Here is a 23671-nt window from a genome sequence, read left to right on the forward strand (position 1 = left end):
TGGAGGGGACCGTAAGGGGGAACGCCGCGCCGCTAGCGCCCGAAGCGCCGGTCCCGCCCCTGAAAGTCGCGCAGCGCCCGCAGGAAGTCCACCCGCCGGAAGCCCGGCCAGTACACGTCGCAGAAGTAGAACTCCGAGTAGACGCTCTGCCACAGCATGAACCCCGAGAGCCGAATCTCGCCGCTGGTGCGGATGATGAAGTCGGGGTCGGGGGTGCCCGCCGTGTACAGGTGGGCGCTGATGTGGTCAGGCTCCAGCTCCGCGATCACGTCCTGCAGGCTGCTGCCCTCCTCCGCCCGGCGCGAGAGGTGGCACTTGATCGCGTCCACGATCTCCTCGCGGCCCCCGTAGCCCACGGCGATGTTCAGGGACATGCCGTCGTACCCGGCCGTCTTTTCCTCCAGCTCGCGCAGGGCGTCGAGGACGTGGGGCGGAAAGGCGTCGTGCTGCCCGATGGCCCGCACCCGCACCCGGTTGGCGTGGATGCGGGGATCGGTGGCGAGGTTCCGGGCCTCGCGCTCCAGCAACCCCAGGATGTGCGCGAGTTCGCCGGGGTCGCGGCTGGTGTTGTCGGTGGAGAGCACCCAGATCGTCGCTGCCGGGATGCCCAGTTCCAGGCACCACTGGAGGACCTCGTGCGCCTTGTCCGCCCCGAAGGAGTGCCCCAGTTCGCGCTGCATCCCGGCGGCGCGGGCGTAGCGGCGGTTGCCGTCCAGAATCAGGCCCAGGTGCCGGGGCAGCTTGCCGTGTTGGCGGACCTCGCGGGCCAGCCGCTGCTCGTAGCCCCACAGCAGCGCCCCCCGCCCCGCGTCCCGGACCTTCTGGACGGTGCGCAGCGCGGTGTGCAGGGCAGGGCGGCTCATGTCGGGGGGCAGTCTAGCGCCTGGGGTCCGGGGGCGGGGTCCCTCCAAAGGGGGAGGTCATACGGGACGGCTCTGATTCCAGAACATCCGGGAAAGCGCCATAGGGTCTTCCGTCGCCGCCCCATCCCGTACTTTGTGCTTCTCGCTCTGCTTGGCAGCTTGACAAGTCCGCTCGGATGATTCCTGGGAGTCATCGCAAGTTGGTCTCAGCCCGGTGCGAACAGCGACTCGGCCCGCCGCCGCCAGAGTTCCAGCGCCTTGTGGTCCAGCCGCGAGAGCGCCTCAGCCGCGACTGGAACCGGGGCCGGGCCGCCCGCCCCCGCGTAGACGGTCAGCCGCACCCGGCGGTGGGTCATGGTGTGGGTGACCTCGCCCAGTTCGCCCGTGACGGCCGCGCCGAGACGGGCGCTCAGGCGGGCCAGCGCGTCGGCTTCCTCCTCGTCCCCGCGCACCTCCTCGGTGGGGAGGCCCATCAGCCCGCCCAGCAGTGAGCCCCCGCGCCGCTCCAGCACGGCCCGCTCCGCGTCTCCGATCAGGAGGGCCACCGCCCGCACCTCGCGCACCGCCGCCCGCACTTTGGGAGCCGGAAAGCCCGCCGGGTCGCCCGAGGCCCGCGCCACGCACCACTCGGCCAGTGGGCACTCCGGGCAGCGCGGCGCCTTCGGGATGCAGACCGTCGCGCCGAGGTCCATCACCGCCTCGTTCCAGGCGCCGGGGCGGGCGGGGTCCAGCAGCTCGTCGGCGCGGGCCTGCACCCAGGGCTCGGTGGGCTGGCGCTCGCCCCACAGCCGCGCGAGCACCCGCCGCACGTTGCCGTCGTTCACCGCCCGCGCTTCCCCCAGCGCGAGGCTGCTGATCGCCGCCGCCGTGTACGGCCCCACCCCCGGCAGCGCCCGCCAGCCCTCGTAACTCTGCGGCCAGCCCTCCCGCGCGATGGTCCCCGCCGCCCGGTGCAGGTTGCGGGCACGGGCGTAGTAGCCGCAGCCCTCCCAGGCCTTGAGCACCGCTTCGACCGGCGCGGCGGCCAGCGCTTCCACCGTCGGGAAAGCCGCCAGGAAGCGCTCAAAATACATCCGGCCACGAGCAACCTGCGTCTGCTGAAGCAGCACCTCCGACACCCACACCCGGTAAGGGTCGCGCCGACCTTCCGGCCCTACCCGCCACGGCAGGTCGCGGCCCCGCCCGCCAAACCAGGTCAGGAGCGCGGGGCGCAGGGCAGGGAAGTCGGCGGGAGCGGGCGTCACCGGGGGAGGATAGCGGCGCCGCGCCCGTCCAAAGGCGGCGGGAGGCGCACTCCGGGCCGGGCCTTGAGCTGGGCTTGAGCGAACTCGGCCTGTGGCAAAAGCTGCTGCCCAGTCCGCTTGCGGCGGGCACAGTGATTCCATGATCGCCTTCCATCCCCAGATGTTCGTGCGGGTCGAGCAGCTCGAAGGCCCGCGCTCCCCGGTGCCGCGCCCGCTGGACAGCGGCTTTCAGGAGGGGCGCCTGTACCGGGTTCTCGGCGTGTACAACCCCTCGGAGACCTCGGACGCCTACTTCATCCTCGCCAACGACCGCGAGGAGCTGTGGTTCATCTGCCAGCGGCACCTGCGCTTCGCGGGCCTGCACGACACGGCGGCCCACCACCTGCCTGGCCCCGACCCCGTACTGGGCAGCGCGGCCGACTGAGCGCGGGGTGACTCAGGCTGGGGAGGATGAATTTCATTCAGGCCCTCGCGCTCGGATTGGTCGTCTCCGGGATGGCCGTGCTCTACGCCCAGACCATGCAGTGACGGCTGTTCCCCAAAGCGGAGACGGGCGCCCCCGCAGGAACGCCCGCCTTCTTCCCCTTCCGACCGCTACTGCAAGCCCTTCACGTAGGTATGAATGGCCTCGATGCGCTCCGGGGTGGCTTCCTCCCCGTTCAGGCCCGACTCCGCGAACCGGGGCATGACGGGCGCGAGGGTGCGGCCTCCGGGAGCCTGACCGTGCAGGACGGCGGCATTGAAGTCGGGTTCCGACCACGCGGCGCTCTCGGCCAGGCTGGGGCCGACCCCGCCCTGCGCCTGACCCCCGTGGCAGCCCGCGCAACTGCTGGCATACAGGGCCTGCCCGTTGACGGTGGTCTCGCCCGCAGCGGCGGTGACGATGGCGCCCCCGCCCGTCTCGTGCGCCACGCCCACTCCGGCGCGGTACGACCCGATGCCGATGGCGGCGGCGAGCGCGGCGAACACCACCACGGCCGTGATCTCCCGGCGGGTAAAGCCTCGGTCGCCCGACATCAGTAGAGCCTCCAGCCAGGAACGAGTTGCATGTTGGCGAACATCCGCGCCAGCACCGGGCCGTACATCAGAATCACGAGTACCAGCGACACCGCCCACAGCGCCATCAGCGGCTCGGTGGCCTTGACCAGCTTGCCCGCCGTGGCGAGGCTGGTTCCGGCGGGGCTGATCGGCTCGGAGTAGGGAATGGGCGCGGCCGTCTCCCCGTTGTCCACCCGCTTGGACAGCAGCATCCGGAACAGCACGTAGAAGTACAGAATCGCGCTGACGAGCAGAATCACGCCGCTGATCGCGGTCAGCAGGGTGGGCAGGGCGATGGGCAGGTCCCCGAAGGTGTCGGCCGCCGCCGCGCTGATCTGCGAGCGCCGGGGCACCCCGTACAGCCCCTGCCAGTGCATGCCGAGCGCGAAGACCATCATGCCGATAAACCACGTCCATACCGCCGCCGAGGCGATCTTCATGGAGGGCAGCCGCTTGCCGGTCAGGTGCGGAATCAGCCACAGGGCGATGCCCATGAAGCTGAGGGTGGTCGCCGTCCCCACCGTGATGTGGAAGTGCCCCGGAATCCAGGCCGTGTTGTGGACCACACCCGAGAAGGTCGAGCTGGCGTTCACGACGCCGCCCGCGCCCCCGGCGATAAAGGAGATCATCGCCAGCACCTGGGCGCTGAAAATCGCGTTGCCCCAGGGCAGCTTGCCGACCCAGCCAAAGAGGCCCCGGCCGCCGCGGGCGCGGGCCGCGTCTTCGAGCGCCGCCCCCACGCTGAAGGCGGTCAGCAGGCTGGGCACCGCGATCAGGAAGGTCAGGAACATGTGGATGTTCTTCCAGAGGTTGGAGATGTTGGGGTCGGCGTACTGGTGGTGAATGCCCACCGGCACGCTGTTGAGCAGGAAGATCACGAAGACCAGCCGGGTCAGCGGCTCGGACACGAGGCGCCCGCCCGCGTGCCGGGGCAAGAAGGCGTACCACGAGATGTAGGCCGGAAGCACCCAGAAGTACACGATCGCGTGCCCGGTCCACCAGAACAGCGTCTTGGAGATCAGCGGGTCCACGCCGCCCACCAGCCCCAGCGACCAGGGAATCAGCAGCCCGACGACCTCGATCACGATGCCCAGCGACGCGACTGCCCACATCATCCAGGTCGCCACGCTCATAAAGGCGACGAGGGGCGTGACCTTGCCGGGGTTCTCGCGCTTCCAGCGCAGCCACATGTTCACGACCTGCCCGACCACGAACAGGCTGGAGCCCACCATGATCGCCGCGCCGATGTAAAAGAGGGCGTCGCCCTGCATGGGCGGGTAGAAGGTGTACAGCAGCGTGGCCCCGTTGGTGAGCAGCGGCACGGCGGCCATCAGCAGCCCCAGGGTCATCACGACGTACGTGAACCAGGCGAACTTCATGTTGATGCGCATCCCGAGGTCGCGCACCGGGAGGTACAGCATCCAGCCGGAGATGAAGAACTGGGTGAACACCAGCGCGTTCAGCACCCCGTGCAGCGAGAGGCCCTGGTAGTAGGACCCCAGCAGGTTGCGGATGATCGGCCACTCGTAGACGTTGATGCCGCCGTAGTTCAGCGCTTGCAGCGGCCCGATCATCACCCCGATGAACAGGGCGAGAAAGGCGGTCACGATGTAGTACTGGGTGACCTTTTTCAGGGAAGCGAGGTAGGCCGCGTCGCCCACGGCCGGGACCTCGCGGATGGGATGGACCAGCGGCGTGGCCCGTGGGGGAGAGATCGTCACAGGGTTACTCCGTTCCGTCCTGGGTTCGGGCCTGGGTCTGGGGTGCCTCCACGATCACCGTGTTGATCATGTTGTGGTGGCCGGTGCCGCAGTACTCGTTGCAGATCAGGCTGAGGGTGCCGGGGCGCCGGAAGGTCGTGGTGAAGCTCGCCACCTGCCCCGGAATCGCGGTCGCGTTGATGTTGGTGCCTTCGACCTGATAACCGTGCATCACGTCGGCGGAGGTGATGTGGATGGTCACCGGGCGTCCGGCGGGCACGCGCAGCGCGGCGGGCTGGAAGGCGAAGGCGCGGGCGACCACAAAGGCTTCGAGCGTGCCGTCGGGGTTCTCGCGCAGGCCCGGCTCGCCGAAGGGCGTAGCGGCGAGGTTACGCGGGTCGAGGCGGCCATTGTCCACCCCGGTGATGTGGTGGCCGCCGCCGCCGGTGCCCTCGATGACGGTGTAGGTGCCGCTGATAAAGCTGGCGATGGCCGAGACAAAGAGCAGCAGCACCATCACGACGGCAATGCCGAACCAGATGTTCTCGTAGCGCTCCAGGGTGTGGTGTTCGAGCCGGGGGGAGGGAACAGGGGCGCGGGCCATCTCAGCCCCGTCCCTGCTGAATGCCGAGCACCAGCATCCACAGCCAGATCAGCGTGAGCATCAGCACGGCGATCACCATCAGGGTGCCGATGGGGGCCGCGCCGGGCCGGGAGTGAGGCTCGTGGGCGGCGTCCTGCGCCGGGGGGGTGCGGTCGGGGGGGGTGGGGGGGGGCGTCATGCAGTTTGCTCCTGGGTACGGGCCGGGGAGGTTGCGGCGTAGTCGCGCAGCAGGTCGGTCACGGTGACCATGCCGACCACCTCGCCGCGCTCCCCCACCACCGGCATGCCGCCGATCCGCCGCTGCAGCAGGGTGCGGGCCACGTCGCGGGCATCGGCGCCTGGGGTGGTGGTGATCACGCTGCGGCGCATCACGTCGGAGACGCGAATCCCGGCAAGCTGGGTGGTCGCTTCCCACATGCTCAGGGTGGTCACGCGGCCGGGCATGGTCTCGCGCAGGTCGCGGTCGGTCACGATGCCGACCAGCGCCCCGCCGTCCACCACGGGCAGGCGGCGAATCCCGTGCTGGCGAAGGAGGTGGGCCGCGTCCGGAACACTCAGGTCCGGCGCGGCGCAAACGGGGGGATGGGCCATCAGTTCCGAAACAAGCAAGGCAAAAACCTCCTTCCCTGGAGGTTCTCGCCGGGGCATTACGGGGTCATTACCGGATCTGGCTGCCCACGGGCCAGCCCCAGCCGGGTAGCCGAAACCTGGCAGGAGGCCAAGTCTGGACCCAGGCGCAGACGCGCGCCCCCTCAGTGCACCTCCGGTCCCCGCAGGGCACTCAGCAGGGGAGCGCGGCGCTGCTGCTCGGCCTCCTCGGCTTCGCGGCACAGCAGTTCTCCGGCCTTGAGGCGCTCGGCCAGCAGCACGGTGTCGGGCATGGGCGTATCGCCCACCTCGTCGCGCAGGAAGCGGCGGTAGCGGCGGTAATGCTCGACCGCCTCGAAGCGCCCCCGCGTCTGGGCGAGGCAGGTCATCAGCCGCTGGTGGTGGTCTTCCCCGATGTAGGGGTCGGACCCCACCGCCTGCCCCAGCGCCTGAACGGCGAGCGGGCACTCCCGGCGCAGGCAGTGCAGGGTGGACAGCGCCACGTAAGCCCTGACCCGCAGCGAGCGCCAGTACAGCCGCGCTTCCTCGACCCAGTCGGCGCGGATCTGCGGCAGGTACTCGCCGTCCACGCAGGACAGCGCCCGGCGCAGGGCCTCCTCGCGTTCCGCATCGTCCTTGGCGTGGACGGCGGCTTCCATACCCGATTGCAGGATCGCGGTGTCGCTCGCGGCCAGCAGTTCGGGGTGCAGCAGGTAGCGCCCGCGCACCTCGGCCACCGCGTCGGGGCGGCCCAGGGCCGTCCGCAGGCGGTGCAGGGCCACCCGGAAGCGGTTGGCGGCCGCCGGGCCGTCGTCCAGGCCCCACAGGTCGGCGAGCAGGTCGGCGCGGTAGGCTCCGTCGGGGTGGGCGTGGAGGTACCACAGCAGTTCTTCGGCGCTGCGGGCGGGCCAGGACAGCGGCTGTCCGTTCACGGTGACCAGCGCGTCACCGAGCGTGCGCAGGTGCAGGGCAGGGGGGGCAGAACGTGGGCTCGTCATCTCTCGTGACTCCCTTCACGAACAGGATGCGCCTCGTGGGGAAGGCAGGTGTCCCGGTTGGGTCGGCACAGCGGGAGGGATGGACCTGACCTGACTGTACCACCGCTCGCAATCTTGCGTGGGCCGGCGTACTCGCGCAGCATGGCCGCATGAGAGACCTGCACCCCGCCCGCCCGGAGTTCCTCGACCTGTTTCCGGCCGAGGCCCGCGTGACCCGCCTCGCCGGGGGCTTCACCTGGGCGGAGGGGCCGACCTATGTGCCTTCGCGCCGCGCCGTCATCTTCAGCGACGTGCGCCAGAACCGCACCTGGCGCTGGACGGACGCGGGCAGGCTAGAGGCGGAATTGCACCCCAGCGACCACCAGAACGGGCACTGCCTAGACGCGGCGGGGCGACTCGTCGCCTGCTCGCATGGCCAGCGGGCACTGCTGCGGCAGGAGCCCGGCGGGGAGTGGACCGTGCTGGCCGACCGCTTCGAGGGCCGCAAGCTGAACAGTCCTAACGACGTGGCCCTGCATCCGGACGGCAGCCTGTGGTTCACCGACCCCACCTACGGCATCGACAAGCCCGAGGAGGGCTACGGCGGCGAACGCGAGCAGTCCGGCAATTTCGTCTACCGCCTCGCGCCGGACGGCACCCTGACCGCACCCATCCGCGACCGGAAGATGCCCAACGGCCTCGCCTTCCCGTCGCCCGACCTCCTGCTGCTGGCCGACACGGGCAAGGACGACGGCCATATCCACGCCTACCGCGTGACCCCGGACGGCGAGGCCACCCACGACCGCATCTGGGCCACCGTCCGCCCCGGCAAGACCGACGGCCTGCGGGTCGACGAGGCCGGGCGCGTCTGGAGCAGCGCGGGGGACGGGGTGCATGTGCTGTCGCCCCAGGGGGAGGAACTCGGCCGCATCGCTGTGCCCGAGACCGTCGCCAACCTGTGCTTCGGGGGACCAGAAGGAACAAACCTCTACATGACGGCGAGCACCGGGCTGTACCACATCCCCACGCGGGTGCGCGGCCTGGGTTGACACGGTCCTTCAACGCGAGAGGGACGGAGCCACGCGCCCCGTCCCCCCAGTCCCGGCTCGCCTCAGCGCAACCGGGCCTTGTCGTGCAGCTTCCTGGCGATTTCCATGATCTCGCCCATGTCCCACTCGGGAGAGAAGGCCCCCGAGTCGTGGCCGCCGTCCACGTTGGGACCGCCTTCGATGGAGGTGTACTCGTCCACGAAAACCTCCGAGCCGTCTTCCGGGTGGGTGCCCTGCCAGATCGTGCTGAGCTGGGTGAAGTCGGTGTCGCTGAAGCGGTAGAGCTTGCGGTGGATGCCCTGGTCGATGATCCGCTTGGACTCGGGAATCAGGGCCGTGGGGATGTTGGGCATGGGCAGCATCTTTTCCATGTTCACGCCCGTCAGCGACTCCAGCGCCTTGGCGTAGGCGATCTGGTGCACGCCCCCGCGCACCAGCAGGTAACCCACCAGCGCCTTGGCAGTGGGGTCGTCCACCATCTCGTAGACGCGCAGCTTGTTGTGCCGCGCCGCGCCCTCCAGGAAGAAGTTGTGGGTCAGGTCCAGCATCAGGTTGCCGCTGGAGTACACGTAGTCGCCGCTCCAGGCCTTGCCGTGCGAGTCCGCGATCATCGCGCCCGGCCCCGCCGCGATGAAGTGCTTGGCGTAGCGCACGTCCTGGGCAAAAGAGAAGGGGTGGGTGGTGGGGTCCACCGGGGCCTCCTGATCCTTCACGTCCGGCCCGGCGAGCAGGCTGTTGATGGTGGCGGCGACCAGTTCGATGTGCCCCAGTTCCTCGGCGGCGATGTTGGCGATCAGCTCGTAGTAGGGCCGCAGCGTGTCCTTGCCCCGGAAATTGAACGACTGGGTCATGTAGTTCATCAGGGTGGACATCTCGCCGAATCGTCCGCCCATCAACTCCTGCACGGCGGCGGCGCCGTTGGGGTTGGCTTCCTTGGGAAGCGGGAGATCGAACTGCAACTTGTCGATGCGTAGGAACATGGGAACCCTCCTGGGGCTGTGGGGCACAGGGGCGGACACGCTGGGCTGACCCATCTATCTCACGGGGCGAGCTCTGCCGCAGGCGTGAGCCACCCCACCATGTAAAGGCCAGCACAAGGAGGGATGCTTCGCCAGGGGGAGGCTCGGGCAATCCGCCTTAACCCAGCTATCAGCGGCGCGGTCCCGGCGCGGGGATACTGTGCCGCCGACGACAGGAGGTTGGATATGGGCATGTTGGACGGCAAGGTGGCCTTTATCACGGGCGCGGCGAGCGGCATCGGAGCAGGCACGGCGCGGCGGTTCGCGCAGGAGGGCGCCCGCGTGATCCTCGCGGACGTGCAGGACAAAGAGGGGCAGCAGGTGCTGGATGAGATCACCGGGGCGGGGGGACAGGCCCTCTACGTCCACTGCGACGTGTCGGACGCCGACTCGGTGCGGGAGGCGGTGGAGGCGGGGGTGCAGGCCTTCGGGCGGCTCGACATCGTGTTCGCCAACGCCGGGATCAATGGGGTGTGGGCGCCCATCGACGAGCTTCAGCCCGAGGAGTGGGAGAAGACCATCGCCATCAATCTGCGGGGCACCTACCTCACGGTCCACTTCACGGTGCCGCACCTCAAGCGGGCGGGTGGCGGCAGCATCATCGTGACGAGCAGCGTGAACGGCAACCGCACCTTCTCCAGCCCCGGCGCGAGCGCCTACAGCACCTCCAAGGCGGGGCAGGTGGCCTTTACCAAGATGATCGCGCTGGAACTCGGCCGCGAGAACATCCGCTGCAACGCCGTCTGTCCGGGGCTGATCCACACCAACATCGAGCAGCGCACCGAGCACCGCGACACCGAGAAGCTCGGCATCGAGGTCGAGCTTCCCGAGGGCAGCCCCGCGCTCAACGAGGGCGAGGGCGAACCGGTGGACGTGGCGGACACCTGCCTCTTCCTCGCCTCGGACCTCAGCCGCCACGTCTCGGGCGTCGAGATCTACGTGGACGGCGGGGCGTCCTTGCTGCGCTGATTCCCCCCGCTCCCCTCCGTCTGGAATCCTCCCCGCTCGGGCGACGGAGGGTTCCAGGTTTTGCCTGAAAGGACCGACATGGGCCTGATCGTCGTTTCCAACCGTGAACCCTACGCGCCGAAGAAGGGCGAAGGCGGGCAGCTCACCTGGGTGCCCTCCATCGGGGGTCTGACCGCTGCGCTCGACCCGGTGCTGCGGCGCGTGGGCGGCACCTGGATCGCCTGGGGGGAAGGGCAGCCGGAGGTGGAGGAGGTGGCGCTGCCCCAAGGCGGCCCCCGCTACCGCCTGAAGCGCGTCCCGCTCTCCGAGGCCGAGGTCCGCGACTACTACCACGGCTTTTCCAACCGGGCGCTGTGGCCGATGAGCCACTACTTCATCGAGCGGACAAAGTACCTCTCGGCCCAGTGGGGGGCGTATGTGGAGGTCAACCGCCGCTTCGCGGGGGCGGTGCTGGAGGGCGGGGAGCCGGGCGACCCGGTCTGGGTCCACGACTACCAGCTCGCGCTGGTGCCCCGGCTGATCCGGGACTCGCGGCCCGAGGCCCGCATCGGCTTTTTCTGGCATATCCCCTGGCCGTCCTCCGAGGTCTTCCGCACCCTGCCCTGGGACCGCGAACTGCTGGAAGGCCTGCTGGGGGCCGACCTGATCGGGATGCACACGCCCGACTACGTGCGCCACTTCCTCTCGGCCTGCCGCCGGGTGCTGGGGGCGGAGACCCAGGGCGACACGGTGCACTGGCAGGGCCGCGCCGTGCGGGTGGTGGACCGCCCCATCGGGATCGAGGTGGACGAGTACGGGGCGCTGGCCTCCAGCCCGGAGGTCGAGGAGGCCGCCGACCGCATCCGCCGCACCCTGCAAACCCAGTTGCTGCTGGGGGTGGACCGTCTGGACTACACCAAGGGGATTCCCGAGCGGCTGGAAGCCTTTGGCGATTTCCTCGACCGCCACCCCGAGGCGCGGGGCCGGGTGACCCTCCTCCAGATCGCGGTGCCCAGCCGCGAGCAGGTCGAGTCCTACCGCCAACTGCGCTCGCGGGTGGAGGGGCTGGTGGGGCGTATCAACGGCAAGCACACGCAGGGGGGCTGGGCGCCCATCCAGTATGTCTACCGGGGCGTGGGGCGCGAAGAACTCGTCGCCCACTACCGCGCCGCCGACGTGATGCTGGTCACGCCCCTGCGCGACGGCCTGAACCTCGTCGCCAAGGAGTTCCTGGCCTGCTCGCGCGACGGGGTGCTGGTGCTCTCGCGCTTCGCCGGGGCCGCCGACGAACTCCCCGAAGCCGTGCAGGTCAACCCCTACAACCCCACCGGGCTGGCCGAGGCGCTCAATCAGGCCCTCGGCATGTCGCTGGAGGAGAAAAAGGCCCGCCTGACCCGCTTGCAGGAGCGGCTGCGCGGCAGCGACCTGCGGGCCTGGGCGGACGGCTTCGTGGCGGAGTTGACCGGCGCATGAACGTGCCCCCCGATCTGCTGACCCTGGGCGAGCGTCCCCTCCTCGTCCTGGCCGACTACGACGGCACCCTCGCCCCGATCGTCCCCCGCCCGGAGGAGGCGTGGCCGGAGCCGGGAGCGCGGGAGGCGCTGGAACGCCTGCTCGCGGGGGGACGGCACCGCGCCGCCGTCGTGACCGGGCGCCTGGCCGAACAGGTCCACGCGTTCCTGACCCTCCCCGACCTCCCCGTCGTCGGCCTGCACGGGATGGAGTGGCCCGGCGAGGAGATCGACCCCGCCGACGCCGGGGCCATGCGGCACCTCGCCGCGCACCTGCCCGCCGTGCCCGGCCTGCGGGCCGAGGACAAGGGCTGGACCCTGGCCGTTCACTACCGCGAGGTAGCGGGAGATCGGCAGCCCGACGTGGAGGTCGCCCTCGCCGCGATCCCCCTCCCCCCCGGCTGGGAGGCCATCGCTGGGAAGAAGGTCCGCGAGTTCCGCCCCGGCGGCTTCGGCAAGGGCCGCGCGGCGGGGCGGCTGGCGCAGATGCACCCGGAGCACCTTCCCGTCTTCCTGGGCGACGACGTGACCGACGAGGAAGGCTTCGTGCGCCTGCGGGCGCTGGGCGGCGTGACGGTCAAGGTGGGAGGGGGCGACACCGCCGCCGAGTACCGGGTGGACAGCCCCGCCGACGTGGTGGCGCTGCTGCGGGCCTGGGTGGGCGCCTAGCCCTGGGCGCCGACGACCGCCTGCACCCGACCCACCTGCCCGGAGGTCAGCCGCACCTTCATGCCGTGCGGGTGGGTGGGCGACTTGGTGAGCAGCGCCGCGACTACCCCGCGCGTGAGCTTGCCCGTGGGCTGGTCCTGCTTCTGCACGATGTCCACGGTGAGGCCGGGGCGAATCTGGGAACGGGACGGGGGCATGGGGGGAGGATAGGGGAGAGTGGGTGCCCGCCCTACCCAACTACCACCCGTTTGCCTCGAAGGTTCGCCTGGCGGCTTCCGTCTCGAAGGAAGAACCCCACCCCCCAGCCGCTCCAGATGTCCGGCACCGCGTACAGGCACACGCCCAACTGATCGCCCATGCTGAATGCCGCGCCCCGGCAGCTCACGCGCCCGCGTTCCACGCTCGCCCCCCACGCCAGCGTGAACGACCCGGCCGACGAGGGCGCCCCGTGGTCCCCCTCCACCGCCGCCCGCACCCGCTCGGGCGTGGCTTCCTGCACGTCGTACCGCATTCGGAACCACCGATACCCCACGTCCTGCACCAGCACCACGCGGCCCCAGCCCGAGCCGCTCAGCAACTCCGTAGAGAGGGACAGCCACCACGCCCGCACGCTGGGCGGCACGTTCTCCCACCCGTCGGGCCGGGAGTCGGCGGCCCAGATGCAGGAGAGGTGGGCGTCGGCCGGGGGCGTCACCCGTGCCAGCGCCCACTTGAGTTCGGGAGAGGACAGCGGAAGGTCGAGGGGAGTGATGTAGCCTCACAGCTCGGAGCATGGGTTGTCTGCCCGTACTCAAACCTCCAGCGCCAGCTTGTCCACGTCGTTCAGTAGCGGTGTCCCCGCCGGGTACTCCCCGGTAAAGCACGCCCCGCACAGGCCGGAGCCGCCGATGGCCTCCCGCAGCCCGCGCTCGCTGATAAATGCGAGGGTGTCCGCGCCGATGAGCGCCCGGATTTCCTCGACGCTGTGGGTGCTGGCGACGAGTTCCTTGCGGGCAGCGGTGTCGATGCCGTAGAAGCACGGGTGCGTGATGGGTGGGCTGGACACCCGGAAGTGGACCTCGGTGGCCCCCGCTTCACGCAGCAGATTCACGATCTGGCGGCTGGTGGTGCCGCGCACGATGGAGTCGTCCACCAGCACGACCCGGCGGCCCCGCACCGCGCTGGTGGGCGAGAGCTTCATCTTGACCTTCAGCTCCCGCGCCTCCTGGGTGGGGGCGATAAAGGTGCGGCCCGCGTAGGGGTTCTTGTACAGGCCGTAGTCAAAGGGGATGCCGCTCTCGCGGGCGTACCCGATCGCCGCGCCGATGCCGGAGTCGGGAACGGGGACCACGATGTCGGCCTCGATGGGCTTCTCGCGGGCAAGCTGGGCGCCCATTCGGATGCGGCTCTCGTGAATGTCCACCCCGTCCAGAGCGCCGTCGCTGCGGGCGAAGTAGATCCACTCGAAGGAACAGGGGGTGGGCCGCTTGGGTTCCACCATCAGCGAGTGCAGCCCGTCGCGGTCGAACCACACCAGCTCGCCGGGCTGCACGTCGCGGATCAGGCGGGCACCGACGGCGTAGAGGGCACACGGCTCGGAGGCCAGCACCCACGCGCCGTCGTCGCGCTGCCCGATCACCAGCGGCCGGACCCCGTGCGGGTCGCGGAAGCCGAGAAGCTGGGTGCGGCTCATCAGCACGCAGGCGTAGCCGCCCTTGAGCTCCTTCATCGCACTCGCCGTCGCCTCCACGAGGTCCATGTGCGACTCGCGGGCGATCAGATTGAGCATGACCTCACTGTCGTTGGTGGTCTGGAACAGCGCCCCTTCCATCAGCATCCCGCTGCGCACCTCGCGGGCGTTCACGAAGTTGCCGTTGTGGGCGAGGCCCAGGATGCCCTTGTTGGTGCGGGTGGTGAGCGGCTGCGCGTTGAAGCGCAGGTTCGACCCAGTGGTCGAGTAGCGCACGTGCCCGATGCTCACGCGGGCGTTGGGCAGGCGCAGGCCGTCGAGCCGCCGCTCGTCGAAGACCTGGGTGACCAGCCCCAGGTCCTTGTCCACATGAAAGCGGTCGCCGTCGCTGACGCACATGCCCGCCGCCTCCTGCCCCCGGTGTTGCAGGGCGAAGAGGCCCAGGTAGGTCAGCCACGCGAGATCGTTGGGGTGGGGCGAGTACAGCCCGAACACACCGCACTCGTCCTGCGGCTTGTCGGTCGCCGGGTCGAAGATCATCCCAGAATCTCCCGCAGGGGGGTTTCATGGGCGGTGCGCAGCGTCTCAAGGTTCACGCTCAACTGTACGTTCGCCCCACTCACCGCAATGGTCACCCGGTCACTCCCCGGCAGGCTCTCGCCCAGCGCCGTGAAGGGCACGCCGAGGCCCTCCAGCACGTCCTGGGCCTCCTGCTCGTGGCCCACTGGGACTGCCACGATCACCCGGCTGTGGGCCTCCCCGAACAGCAGGGCGTCGGGGCGCACCCCTTCGGGCGCGGCCAGCGTGACCTTCAGGCCCTGCCCGCCCGCAATCGCCATCTCCGCCAGGGCCACCGCCAGTCCGCCCTCCGAGGCGTCGTGCGCGGTCGTGGTCAGGCCCGCGCGAATCAGGGCCAGCGTGCCCGCGATGACCTTCGCCTCCAGCCCCAGGTCGAGGTCCGGCACCCGCCCGGCCTCCAGCCCATGCACGGTTTCGAGGTACTGCGAGGCCCCGAGGGTGGTCGCGTGCTCACCCAGTAGGTAGAGGACGTGCGGCCCCGGCTTCAGGTCCAGCGTGGCCCGCACGGTCACGTCGGGGAGCACGCCCACCATGCCGATCGTCGGCGTGGGGTGGATGGCGACCTTGTGATCGCCTTCTGCATACTGGTTGTAGAGGCTGACATTGCCGCCCGTGACCGGGGTATTCAACGCCCGGCACGCGTCCGCGATGCCCTGCACCGCTTGCTGAAGCTGGTAGTACACGCCCGGCTCGTGCGGGTTGCCGAAGTTGAGGTTGTCGGTGATCGCCAGCGGCGTCGCCCCCACGCAGGCGAGGTTGCGGGCGGCCTCCGCGACGGCGGCGGCGGCCCCCGCATACGGGTCCAGATACACGAAGCGCGGATTGCAGTCCGAGGTCGCGGCCACGCCCATGCCGCTCCCCTTGACCCGCAGCACGGCGGCGTCGGCCGCGCCGGGCACGACCACCGTGTTCGTCATGACCTGATGGTCGTAGCGCTCGAAGATGGGCCGCTTGGAGGCAATCGTGGGGTGCGAGAGCAGGTCCACCAACACCGCGCCGAGGTCGCCGGGCACGGGCACGCCACTCAGGTCGCGCTCGCGCTTGGCCCGGATGTCCGGGGACTCCACGCCCTTGCGGGTGTACTTGGGCGCCTCGTTGAGCAGGGCGACGGGCAGGTCGCACACCACCTCGCCGCGCCAGGTCAGGCGGTAGCGGTCGTGGGCCTCTACCTCCCCGATAGTCACCACATCGAGTTCCCACTTGGCGAGCAGGTCGAGCAGTTCCTGTTCCCGGCCCGGCACGGGGACCAGGATCATGCGCTCCTGCGACTCCGAGAGGCACAGCTCCATCGGCACCATGCCCTCTTCGCGGGTGGGCACGAGGTCGAGGTCCATCGTGATGCCGAGGCCCGCACGGTAGGCCATCTCGCAGGTGCTGGACACCAGCCCCGCCGCCCCCATGTCCTGCACGCCCGCCACCAGCCCGGCCTGAATCGCCTCCAGGGTGGCCTCCAGCAGCAGTTTTTCCATGAATGGGTCGCCCACCTGCACGGCGGGGCGGTCCGCCTGACTCGCCGCGCTGAGGTCCGCCGACGAAAACACCGCGCCGCCCAGCCCGTCGCGCCCGGTCTTGGAGCCGACGTACACGATCTGGTTGCCGACCTCGCCCATCGTCCCTTTCGCGAGGTCCTCGTGGCGCAGCAGGCCCAGGGCCATCACGTTGACGAGCGGGTTCTCCTGGTACGACGGGTGAAAGGTCACCTCGCCGCCCACGGTGGGCACCCCGATCGCGTTGCCGTAGTGGGAGATGCCCTCCACCACGCCGTTCACCAGAAAGCGGGTGCGGGGGGAGTCGGGGTTGCCGAACCGGAGGGAGTCCAGCACCGCGAAGGGCCGCGCCCCCATCGCGAAGATGTCGCGCAGGATGCCGCCCACGCCCGTCGCCGCGCCCTGCACGGGTTCGACGGCGGAGGGATGGTTGTGGCTTTCCATCTTGAAGGCCACGCCCCACCCTTCGCCGATGTCCACCACGCCCGCGTTCTCGCCGGGGCCTTGCAGCACCTGCGGCCCGGTCGTGGGAAAGGCGGAAAAGAGGGGCCGCGAGTTCTTGTACCCGCAGTGTTCGGACCACATCGCGCCCACGATGGCGGCCTCCAGCGCGTTCGGCTCGCGCCCGATGCCCGACACGAGGAGGTCGTATTCGCCCTCGGTCAGGCCGAAGGTGGCGGCCTGGGAGCGGAGAGAGTTCACCTGCGTCACTTAACCAGCGCCCCTTTCAGGCTCTCGAAAATCCCCAGACCGTCCTCGCTCCCCAGCAGCGCCTCCACCGCCCGCTCGGGGTGGGGCATCATGCCCAGCACGTTGCCGCCCTCGTTCACGATTCCGGCGATGTCGTTCAGCGAGCCGTTGGGGTTGTCCACGTAGCGGAACACGACGCGGCCCTCGGCCTCCAGCCGGGCGACCGTCTCCGGGTCGGCGTAGTAGTTGCCCTCGCCGTGCGCGATGGGAATCTCGATAATCTGATTTGCCTCATAGGCGCCCGTGAAGGCCGTGTGCGCGTTCTCCACCCGCAGGTGCACCGGGGCGCAGTGGAAGTGTAGGTCGCGGTTGCGCGACAGCGCTCCGGGGAGCAGCCCCGCTTCGGTCAGCACCTGAAAGCCGTTGCACACCCCCAGCACGAAGCCGCCGCGCTCGGCGTGGGCCTTGACCGCCGCCATGATCGGGCTGCGGGCGGCGATGGCGCCCGAGCGGAGGTGGTCGCCGTAGGAAAAGCCACCCGGCAGGAACACCAGCTCGGTGCCCTCCGGCAGCCCCGCTTCGGTGTGCCATACGAACTGCGCGTCGGAGTCCAGGGTCAGGCGGGCGGCGTGCAGGGCGTCGGCGTCGCAGTTGGAGCCGGGGAATTGAATAACGGCAGTCCTCATAGGCGCTCCAGCTCGGTTACGGTGCGTTCGCCGCCCGCTGTGCCGGTGTTCACGGTCGAGGCGGGTTCGAATAGCATGACCCAGACTTCTTCCGTCTCCGCGACCGGCTGATGTTCCACGCCGCGCGGCACGATCAGGAATTCCCCCTCACGCACCCGCACCTCGCGGTCGCGAAAGCCCATTCGCAGCGTTCCCCGCACAACGAGGAACAGTTCGTCCTCATGCTCGTGGGCGTGCCAGATGAACTCGTCCCGGAACTTGGCGAGCTTGACCTGCTGGCCGTTCAGCTCTCCCACGAGCTTGGGACTCCACGCCTCGGCGAAGAGGCCGAACTTCTGCTCCAGATTGACGGGCTGGGGGGTGGTCATGCCTCCTCCAGCTCCCAGCGGGCATCCTCCATGATGGGGTTGCTCAGCACGTCCCGCGTGATGCCCGCGAGCTGCGCTTCGACCTCGGGGCGCTCGCCCGTCAGGGTCAGTTCGATCAGCTTGCCCACGCGCACGCCGGAGACGTTGGTGTGGTCGAGGTGCGACAGCGCCCGCTCGACGGTGCGGCCCTGCGGGTCGAGGATGGACGGCTTGAGGGTGACGAAGACTTTGGCTTGGTACTGGGGCATGGGAACTCCGTGGGGGTGCGGGGACAGGTTCAGGCGGGGGCCGTCACGCGGCGCAGCATCTCGGCGTAGGCATCCTCGACGCCGCCCAGATCGCGGCGGAAGCGGTCCTTGTCGAGCTTTTCTCCGGTCGCCGCGTCCCAGAAGCGGCAGGTGTCGGGGCTGATCTCGTCGGCCAGCACGACCTGACCGTCGTGGGTGCGGCCGAATTCCAACTTGAAGTCGATCAAGCGGATGCCCCGCGCGGCGAAATAGGGCACCAGAAAGTCACGGACCTTCAGGCTCAGCTCGCGCAGGCGCCGCAGTTCCTCCTCGGTCGCCCAGCCCAGCGCCACCGCCGTGTCGGTGTTGATCAGGGGATCGCCCAGCGCGTCGGACTTGTAGCAGTATTCGACAACCGGGCGCGAGAGCTGCGTGCCTTCCTCCAGCCCTAGCCGCTTGCAGAAGCTCCCGGCGGCCACGTTCCGCACGATCACCTCAACGGGGATGATCTCGACCGCCCGCACCCGCTGTTCCCGGTCGCTCAACTTCTCCAGAAAGTGCGTCGGAATCCCGGCCCCCTCCAGCAGGGGGTAGAGGTGCGCCGTGATCGCGTTGTTGATCTCGCCCTTGCCCCCGATCTGGGCGCGTTTGACACCGTTGAAGGCGGTCGCGTCGTCCTTGTACTCCACGACGTACTCATGCGGGTTCGCGGTCGCGTAGACCCGTTTGGCCTTGCCCTCGTAGCGCTGCTCAAGTTTCATGCCGGGACTCCAAAAAAAGAAGCGAGCGGCTCCCGGCCATCGGGAAAACGCTCGTGGGATGGGCGTGGCTGGACCTGTGGGTGGTCATTCGGGGGCCTCCATCGCCGCCTCTCGGGCGGGCTTACCGCGCCGGGGGAGGACACGGGGCGTCTCGCGGGACGCGGGTGGAAGGGAAGAGGAGAGGGAACGCAGCCGGGAGGGGCTGCCGTGCTCCACCTTAACACCGTGTTAAGCCGTGTGGGTCAGCCGTCCCCGCCGCGCGGACGCGGCACAATGCCCCCATGAACCGTACCGAGGCCACCCTGATCGCCACCGGACTCAAGTTCGCCGTCGTCAGCACGCGCTGGAACCACTTCATCGTGGACCGGCTGGTGGAGGGGGCGCAGACCGCCTTCGTGCAGCACGGCGGGGACAGCGCCGACCTCGACCATTACCTCGTGCCCGGCTCCTTCGAGGTGCCGCTCGTGGCGCGGCGGCTGGCCGAGAGCGGGCGATACGACGCGGTGATCTGCCTGGGGGCCGTCATCAAGGGGGCGACCGACCACTACGACTTCGTGGCGGGCGCGGCCACGAACGGCATCCTGAACTCGATGCTGCACACGGGCGTGCCCATCGCCTTCGGGGTGCTCACCACCGACACCACCGAACAGGCGATCGAGCGGGCTGGGACGAAGGCGGGGAACAAGGGCGGCGAGGCCGTCCTCGCCATGATCGAGACCGTCAACCTGCTGCGCCAGATTCCCGAGCGGGGCTGACTCCGGGCGGCGGGAGAGTGGCCCGCACGAAGCGTTCGCGTCCGGTGAGGTCGGGGAGTACCTCGGCCTCCCACCCCTGCGCCCACAGTTCCCCGGCCAGCGTGGGGGCATTGCGGGGGTCGAGTTCGAGGAGCAGGACACCCCCCGGTGCAAGCGCGGCCCCCGCCTGCGCCGCGAGGGGCCGCGCCACGTCCAGCCCGTCCGCTCCCGCATACAGGGCGAGGTCGGGGTCGTGCCTCACCTCCGGGTCAGCCTCGGCGCGGTCTCCGTCGGGGAGGTAGGGCGGGTTACTGAGCACGAGGTCGAAGGGGCCGGGCCGCCCGGCGAGCAGGCTCCCCTCCACAAAGGCCACGTCCAGCCCGTTCAGCGCGGCATTTTCGCGGGCCAGGGCCAGCGCCTCTGGGCTGAGGTCGGTCGCGGTGACGCTGGCGTCGGGGCGGGCCGTCTTCAGCCCCAGCGCGAGGGCACCCGTTCCCGTGCCCACGTCCACCACGCGGGGAGCGGGGACACCGCGCAGGGCCTCCAGCGCGAGGTGCAGCAGCAACTCGGTTTCCGGCCTCGGGACGAGCGCCCGCCCGTCTGTCCGCAGCCGCACGCCGCCCCACTCGACCTCGCCCAGCAGGTGCTGGAGGGGCACCCGCGCGGCCCGCTCCTCCACCAGCGCCCGCAGCCGCGCGGTGTCAGCGTCCGGCACCGCCTCCCCCGCACGGGTCAGCAGCGCGGCTCCGGTCAGGCCCAGCGCGTGCAGCACGAGGGCGCGGGCGTCCGCCTCGGGGGAGGGGACGCCCGCCGCCCGCAGCCGCTCTCGGGCCTCGGTGAGCAGGGTGCGGAGGGGAGGCATGGGCTAGGGGCGCCGCCTCACGCCCCGTAGCTTCTGGGCTTGATGATGAGGCGCCGCGCCGAGCCCTCGCCCACCGATTCGGTGGTCACGTCGGGGTGCTCCTTGAGGGCGATGTGCAGCACGCGGCGGTCGGCGGCGGGCATGGGCTGGAGTTCATGCGGCTCGCCGCTCTTGGCGACCTGCACGGCGAGGCGCTCGGCCAGCCGGGTCAGTGTGTCGGCCTGCCGCTTGCGGAAGCCGCCCACATCCACCCGCACCCGCAGGTCGGTGCGGCCCGCCTGCTTGGCGAGCACCGTGTACGCCAGCACCTCGATGGCCCCCAGCGTGCGCCCGTCTCGGCCCGCGAGCCGGGCGGCGTTCTCGCCCGTGATCTCCACCTCCAGGGCGCCTTCGCCCTCGCGCACACTCACGGAGAGGCCGGGGTCGATGCGGGCGGCGAGGCCGGTCAGAAAGCGGTCGAGCACCGCGCGGGGGTCCTCGTCGGGGTCAGGCACCAAGGCGGGGCCAGCGGCCACCTCCGGCGCGGGCGGCGGCGCCTCGGTCTCGTCCGCGCCCGCGATGCCCAGCCCGGCGAGGTAGTCGTCGAGGTTCGTGCGGTTGTCCATGAGAACAGTGTACAGAGCAGGGGGCAGAAGCCGCCGCCTCTGCCCCCCTGCCCATCCGCCGCGCTCAGCCCCCCGCGTTCTTCTCCACCAGATACGCCCGCTCGATCACGTCCGGCGTGCCGGGCATGCCCGGCTGGATGCGGGTGAGGCGGTCGAGCACGTCCAGCCCCTCCACCACGCGCCCGAAGACGGTGTGCCGCCCGTCGAGGTGCGGGGTCGGCCCGAAGGTGATGAAAAACTGTGAGCCGTTGGTGCCCGGCCCCGCGTTCGCCATGCTCAGCACACCCTTGCCGTCGTGGCGATGATGGCTGAACTCGTCCTCGAACTTGTAGCCTGGGCCGCCCGTACCCGTACCGGTGGGGTCGCCGCCCTGCGCCATGAAGCCGTCGATGACGCGGTGAAACTTGATGCCGTCGTAGTAGTGGTGGCGAATCAGGTACGCGAAGGAGTTCACGGTGACGGGCGCATCGTCCGCGAAGAGGTCGATCACGAGGCGGCCCTTGCTCGTTTCCAGCACGGCGCGGTAGGCCTTGCCCGGCTCGATGCCGTCGCCGAGTTCAGGCACCTGCGAGAAGCGGGTCTGGCGCTCGCTCGACAGCTCCGGGGTGGGGGAGAAGCCCTCGGCCTGGTAGGTCTGGTCGCTGGTCATGGGGAGCATTGTAGCTCTCGGGGGTCAGCCGTCAGCCGACCACCCACTCTCCCCCGCGCATCAGCGCCTCGCGCTCTCCGTCCGCCGTCACACCGTCCACGTCGGTCCCCGCCGTGCCGATCATCCAGTCCACGTGGATCAGCGAATCGTTGCCGCCCGCCGCGAGCAGGGCCTCGGGGTTCTCGCCGTGCTGCACGTTGGTGGGGTAGCAGCGCCCCAGGGCGATGTGCGAGGCCGCGTTCTCGTCGAAGAGGGTGTTCAGGAAGAGGGTGCCCGTCCGCGACACGGGAGCACTCGCTGGGACCAGGGCGATTTCCCCCAGCCGGGCCGCGCCTTCGTCCGTCTCGATCAGGCCGCGCAGGGTCTCCTCGCCCTTCTCGGCGCTGACCTCGACCGCGCGGCCGCCCTCGAAGCGCACCCGGATGCCCTCGATCAGTTGCCCACGGGCCGAGAGCGGCTTGGAGGCGACCGCCACGCCGTCCACCCGCTCGCGGTGCGGAGCGGTGAAGACCTCGTCGGTGGGGAGGTTGGGCACGCCCCGCACGCCGTTTTTGGCCGTCTCCGCGCCGCCCTGCCAGATGTGGTTCTCCGCCAGCCCCACGGTGAGGTCGGTCCCCAGCTCGGAGCGCAGGTGAATCGCCGCGTACTGCTTCTCGTTGAGGAGGGCGGTCAGGCGCTCCAGCCGCCCCAGGTGCGCGTCCCAGGCCGCGACCGGATCGGGCTGGTCGGCCCGCGTGACGGCAAAGATGTCGTCCCACAGCCGGGCGACGGCCTCGGCCTCGGGCAGCTCGGGGTAGACGCGGGCGGCCCAGGCGGGGGTGCTCATCGCGGCGACGGTCCAGTTGACCTGAAAGCCGCCGGTGGCCTCCGAGACGGCCTTCATCGCCTGCGCCACCCGCTTGGAGCGCCGGGCGATGCGGCTGGGGTCCACCCCCGCGAGCAGCGAGGGGTCCTCGCCCACGATGCCGATGGAGGCGTAGCCGTCCGCGACCATCGCCTCGCGCTGCGCCGCGTGCCAGTCGGGCAGGAAATCCACCGCCTCGTCGCTGCCGTCCTCGAACAGCGCCAGGCCGAGGTGCGCGTCGTTGTAGTTCACACGCACGTCGAGCGCCCCAGCCCGGTACGCCGCCCGCGTCACCAGCCGCACCAGGGGCGCGGCCTCGATGGGGGCCTGCACCAGCAGCTTGCCGCCCTGGGGCAGATTCACGCCCGTCCGCACGAGGAGGTCGGCGTAGCGGGCGAGCTTGTCGTCGAACGAGAGGGTCATGGGCGTCACTCTACGGTCCCCGGCAGCCGCAGGGTGAAGTCGTCGGCCATCTGGGGGGTGCGCGGTGCGACCCCTTCCGTGACCCGCCAGTACACGCCCTTCTCCCGCGCGAGCAGCCCCAGCCCCACGAGTTCGCGGCGCAGGGTGAAAAAGTCGGGATGATACTCCGCGAGCGCGTCGCTGACCTCGCGCTCGGTGTAGGTGCGCCCCGGCTCGAAGAGGGCGGCGAGTTCGTGCAGGATCACGTCGCGTTTCTTGCGCTGGGCGGGAATGCGGGTGAGCTTGCCGTCCCGCAGGAAGGCCCGCAGCACCCGCGCCCGGTAGGGGTCTTCGGGGGTGGGCGGGGCCGCCTCGCCGCGCACGAGGGCGCTCAGCGTGAGGTCGAGGGCGGGGCGGTGGGTTCCAAAGAGGCGGTGGTGCCCGTCCTGCCGCACGGTCATCAGCCCGGCTTCGGTGAGTTGCGAGAGGTGGTGGCTGACCGTCGCGGGCGCGAGGTTCATCAGCCGGGCCAGCGTCTCGCCGGACAGGGCCTCTTCCCAGGCCAGCCGCAGCAGGGTCACTCGGGCCGGATGGGACAGGGCGCGGAAAAGGGCCGCCTGATCGTTCGCGGACGCCCTCACCGCGCCACCTCGCGGGGCCAGGGCCGCTCCCCGTGGGCGTGGAAGTGACACGCGGCGTAGATTTCCAGCGCAGCCCGCAGAGTCTCCAGCCGGGCCTGTGCTTTCGCCGTCCCTGCCCGGTCCCCCTCTGCCCGTGCCAGCCGGACATCCCGCTCGGCGTTCGTGCGCAGGCCGTCCAGAATGCAGCGGTATTGCGCGTTCATCTGCTCCTGACTCATTTCGACCTCCTTCGAAACAGATCTTAGGTTGTTCGAAGA

29 protein-coding genes are annotated in these 23671 nt (G+C 70.2%); 6 read left to right on the top strand and 23 right to left on the bottom strand.

The genetic code is table 11. The features are described 5' to 3' along the window. Window positions 1-32: 32 nt before the first annotated feature. Together C3K08_RS00275 and mutY are read right to left on the bottom strand one after the other, a co-directional pair. Window positions 33-863, bottom strand: coding sequence for an isoprenyl transferase (locus tag C3K08_RS00275; RefSeq protein WP_199776950.1), 831 nt, complete (start codon window positions 861-863; stop codon window positions 33-35). 206 nt (window positions 864-1069) lie between these two features. Further along, window positions 1070-2107 carry an A/G-specific adenine glycosylase gene (gene mutY / locus C3K08_RS00280; RefSeq protein WP_234009101.1) on the bottom strand — a complete coding sequence of 346 codons (1038 nt, stop codon included), beginning with the start codon at window positions 2105-2107 and terminating at the stop codon, window positions 1070-1072. Between the two features lie 139 nt (window positions 2108-2246). Between mutY and C3K08_RS00285 the strand changes: the two genes are divergently transcribed. Beyond that, window positions 2247-2531 carry a hypothetical protein gene (locus C3K08_RS00285; protein ID WP_104989517.1) on the top strand — a complete coding sequence of 95 codons (285 nt, stop codon included), beginning with the start codon at window positions 2247-2249 and terminating at the stop codon, window positions 2529-2531. Window positions 2532-2701: 170 nt separating this feature from the next. Here the strand turns inward: C3K08_RS00285 and C3K08_RS00290 are convergent, their stop codons facing one another. The 6 genes from C3K08_RS00290 to C3K08_RS00310 form a co-directional block, all read right to left on the bottom strand. Then, on the bottom strand, window positions 2702-3124 hold the full coding sequence (locus tag C3K08_RS00290; RefSeq protein ID WP_104989518.1) for a c-type cytochrome: 423 nt from the start codon (window positions 3122-3124) through the stop codon (window positions 2702-2704). Continuing rightward, window positions 3124-4866, bottom strand: a complete 1743-nt coding sequence (locus tag C3K08_RS00295) for a b(o/a)3-type cytochrome-c oxidase subunit 1 (RefSeq protein ID WP_104989519.1) — start codon at window positions 4864-4866, stop codon at window positions 3124-3126. The genes C3K08_RS00290 and C3K08_RS00295 overlap by 1 nt, the downstream gene beginning before the upstream one ends. Before the next feature lie 4 nt (window positions 4867-4870). Beyond that, window positions 4871-5449, bottom strand: coding sequence for a cytochrome c oxidase subunit II (locus C3K08_RS00300; protein ID WP_104989520.1), 579 nt, complete (start codon window positions 5447-5449; stop codon window positions 4871-4873). 1 nt (window position 5450) lies between these two features. Further along, window positions 5451-5627 (bottom strand): hypothetical protein, encoded by a 177-nt coding sequence (locus C3K08_RS17745; RefSeq protein ID WP_158679799.1) that lies wholly within the window; start codon window positions 5625-5627, stop codon window positions 5451-5453. After that, window positions 5624-6058, bottom strand: coding sequence for a CBS domain-containing protein (locus C3K08_RS00305; protein WP_199776951.1), 435 nt, complete (start codon window positions 6056-6058; stop codon window positions 5624-5626). Before C3K08_RS00305 ends, C3K08_RS17745 begins: the two co-directional genes overlap by 4 nt. Window positions 6059-6201: 143 nt before the next feature. After that, on the bottom strand, window positions 6202-7035 hold the full coding sequence (locus tag C3K08_RS00310; RefSeq protein ID WP_104989522.1) for a BTAD domain-containing putative transcriptional regulator: 834 nt from the start codon (window positions 7033-7035) through the stop codon (window positions 6202-6204). Window positions 7036-7184: 149 nt separating this feature from the next. Here C3K08_RS00310 and C3K08_RS00315 point away from each other — a divergent pair, with 149 nt between their 5' ends. After that, a complete protein-coding gene (locus C3K08_RS00315; RefSeq protein ID WP_104989523.1) occupies window positions 7185-8063 on the top strand; it encodes an SMP-30/gluconolactonase/LRE family protein in 879 nt (292 codons plus the stop codon). Between the two features lie 62 nt (window positions 8064-8125). Here the strand turns inward: C3K08_RS00315 and C3K08_RS00320 are convergent, their stop codons facing one another. Then, window positions 8126-9043, bottom strand: coding sequence for a manganese catalase family protein (locus tag C3K08_RS00320; RefSeq protein WP_104989524.1), 918 nt, complete (start codon window positions 9041-9043; stop codon window positions 8126-8128). Window positions 9044-9268: 225 nt separating this feature from the next. Here C3K08_RS00320 and C3K08_RS00325 point away from each other — a divergent pair, with 225 nt between their 5' ends. From C3K08_RS00325 to otsB, 3 genes are read left to right on the top strand one after another with little or no spacing between them, the layout of a single operon-like run. Next, a complete protein-coding gene (locus C3K08_RS00325; protein WP_104989525.1) occupies window positions 9269-10051 on the top strand; it encodes an SDR family NAD(P)-dependent oxidoreductase in 783 nt (260 codons plus the stop codon). 60 nt (window positions 10052-10111) lie between these two features. Continuing rightward, window positions 10112-11503, top strand: coding sequence for a trehalose-6-phosphate synthase (locus tag C3K08_RS00330; protein ID WP_234009102.1), 1392 nt, complete (start codon window positions 10112-10114; stop codon window positions 11501-11503). Then, the gene (gene otsB, locus C3K08_RS00335) at window positions 11500-12210 is read left to right on the top strand and encodes a trehalose-phosphatase (protein ID WP_104989527.1); all 711 of its coding nucleotides are present in this window, start codon (window positions 11500-11502) and stop codon (window positions 12208-12210) included. Before C3K08_RS00330 ends, otsB begins: the two co-directional genes overlap by 4 nt. Here the strand turns inward: otsB and C3K08_RS00340 are convergent. The 8 genes from C3K08_RS00340 to purC all read right to left on the bottom strand — a co-directional run bounded on the left by C3K08_RS00340 (window position 12207) and on the right by purC (window position 18677). Further along, window positions 12207-12407, bottom strand: coding sequence for a YwbE family protein (locus C3K08_RS00340; RefSeq protein WP_104989528.1), 201 nt, complete (start codon window positions 12405-12407; stop codon window positions 12207-12209). The two genes, otsB and C3K08_RS00340, sit on opposite strands and share 4 nt — an antisense overlap. 32 nt (window positions 12408-12439) lie before the next feature. After that, window positions 12440-12904, bottom strand: a complete 465-nt coding sequence (locus tag C3K08_RS00345) for a hypothetical protein (protein WP_104989529.1) — start codon at window positions 12902-12904, stop codon at window positions 12440-12442. Between the two features lie 96 nt (window positions 12905-13000). Further along, the gene (gene purF, locus C3K08_RS00350; protein WP_104989530.1) at window positions 13001-14419 is read right to left on the bottom strand and encodes an amidophosphoribosyltransferase; all 1419 of its coding nucleotides are present in this window, start codon (window positions 14417-14419) and stop codon (window positions 13001-13003) included. Next, window positions 14416-16656 carry a phosphoribosylformylglycinamidine synthase subunit PurL gene (gene purL, locus C3K08_RS00355; protein WP_199776952.1) on the bottom strand — a complete coding sequence of 747 codons (2241 nt, stop codon included), beginning with the start codon at window positions 16654-16656 and terminating at the stop codon, window positions 14416-14418. The genes purF and purL overlap by 4 nt, the downstream gene beginning before the upstream one ends. Then, a complete protein-coding gene (gene purQ, locus C3K08_RS00360; protein WP_104989531.1) occupies window positions 16653-17321 on the bottom strand; it encodes a phosphoribosylformylglycinamidine synthase subunit PurQ in 669 nt (222 codons plus the stop codon). Before purQ ends, purL begins: the two co-directional genes overlap by 4 nt. Then, a complete protein-coding gene (locus C3K08_RS00365; RefSeq protein WP_104989532.1) occupies window positions 17318-17689 on the bottom strand; it encodes a cupin domain-containing protein in 372 nt (123 codons plus the stop codon). The genes purQ and C3K08_RS00365 overlap by 4 nt, the downstream gene beginning before the upstream one ends. After that, window positions 17686-17937, bottom strand: a complete 252-nt coding sequence (gene purS, locus C3K08_RS00370; protein ID WP_104989533.1) for a phosphoribosylformylglycinamidine synthase subunit PurS — start codon at window positions 17935-17937, stop codon at window positions 17686-17688. Before purS ends, C3K08_RS00365 begins: the two co-directional genes overlap by 4 nt. 29 nt (window positions 17938-17966) lie before the next feature. Further along, window positions 17967-18677: a phosphoribosylaminoimidazolesuccinocarboxamide synthase gene (gene purC, locus C3K08_RS00375; RefSeq protein WP_104989534.1), complete on the bottom strand. Its 711-nt coding sequence runs from the start codon at window positions 18675-18677 to the stop codon at window positions 17967-17969. A 281-nt stretch (window positions 18678-18958) separates the two neighbouring features. Here purC and ribH point away from each other — a divergent pair, with 281 nt between their 5' ends. Beyond that, on the top strand, window positions 18959-19432 hold the full coding sequence (gene ribH, locus C3K08_RS00380) for a 6,7-dimethyl-8-ribityllumazine synthase (RefSeq protein WP_104989535.1): 474 nt from the start codon (window positions 18959-18961) through the stop codon (window positions 19430-19432). On the opposite strand, the gene prmC is transcribed toward ribH, so the two are convergent. The 6 genes from prmC to C3K08_RS00410 form a co-directional block, all read right to left on the bottom strand. Continuing rightward, complete coding sequence (gene prmC, locus C3K08_RS00385) at window positions 19398-20273, bottom strand: peptide chain release factor N(5)-glutamine methyltransferase (RefSeq protein WP_104989536.1); 876 nt, start codon at window positions 20271-20273, stop codon at window positions 19398-19400. The genes ribH and prmC overlap by 35 nt on opposite strands. Window positions 20274-20290: 17 nt before the next feature. After that, the gene (locus tag C3K08_RS00390; RefSeq protein WP_104989537.1) at window positions 20291-20878 is read right to left on the bottom strand and encodes a protein jag; all 588 of its coding nucleotides are present in this window, start codon (window positions 20876-20878) and stop codon (window positions 20291-20293) included. A gap of 64 nt (window positions 20879-20942) precedes the next feature. Next, the gene (locus tag C3K08_RS00395; protein ID WP_199776953.1) at window positions 20943-21527 is read right to left on the bottom strand and encodes a peptidylprolyl isomerase; all 585 of its coding nucleotides are present in this window, start codon (window positions 21525-21527) and stop codon (window positions 20943-20945) included. A 31-nt stretch (window positions 21528-21558) separates the two neighbouring features. Continuing rightward, window positions 21559-22794, bottom strand: a complete 1236-nt coding sequence (locus tag C3K08_RS00400; protein ID WP_104989539.1) for an aminopeptidase — start codon at window positions 22792-22794, stop codon at window positions 21559-21561. 5 nt (window positions 22795-22799) lie between these two features. Beyond that, window positions 22800-23414: a DUF2087 domain-containing protein gene (locus C3K08_RS00405; RefSeq protein ID WP_158679800.1), complete on the bottom strand. Its 615-nt coding sequence runs from the start codon at window positions 23412-23414 to the stop codon at window positions 22800-22802. Next, on the bottom strand, window positions 23411-23632 hold the full coding sequence (locus tag C3K08_RS00410; RefSeq protein WP_234009103.1) for a hypothetical protein: 222 nt from the start codon (window positions 23630-23632) through the stop codon (window positions 23411-23413). Before C3K08_RS00410 ends, C3K08_RS00405 begins: the two co-directional genes overlap by 4 nt. Window positions 23633-23671 lie beyond the last annotated feature (39 nt).

The organism is Deinococcus sp. NW-56 (assembly GCF_002953415.1).
Classification (GTDB): Bacteria; Deinococcota; Deinococci; order Deinococcales; family Deinococcaceae; genus Deinococcus.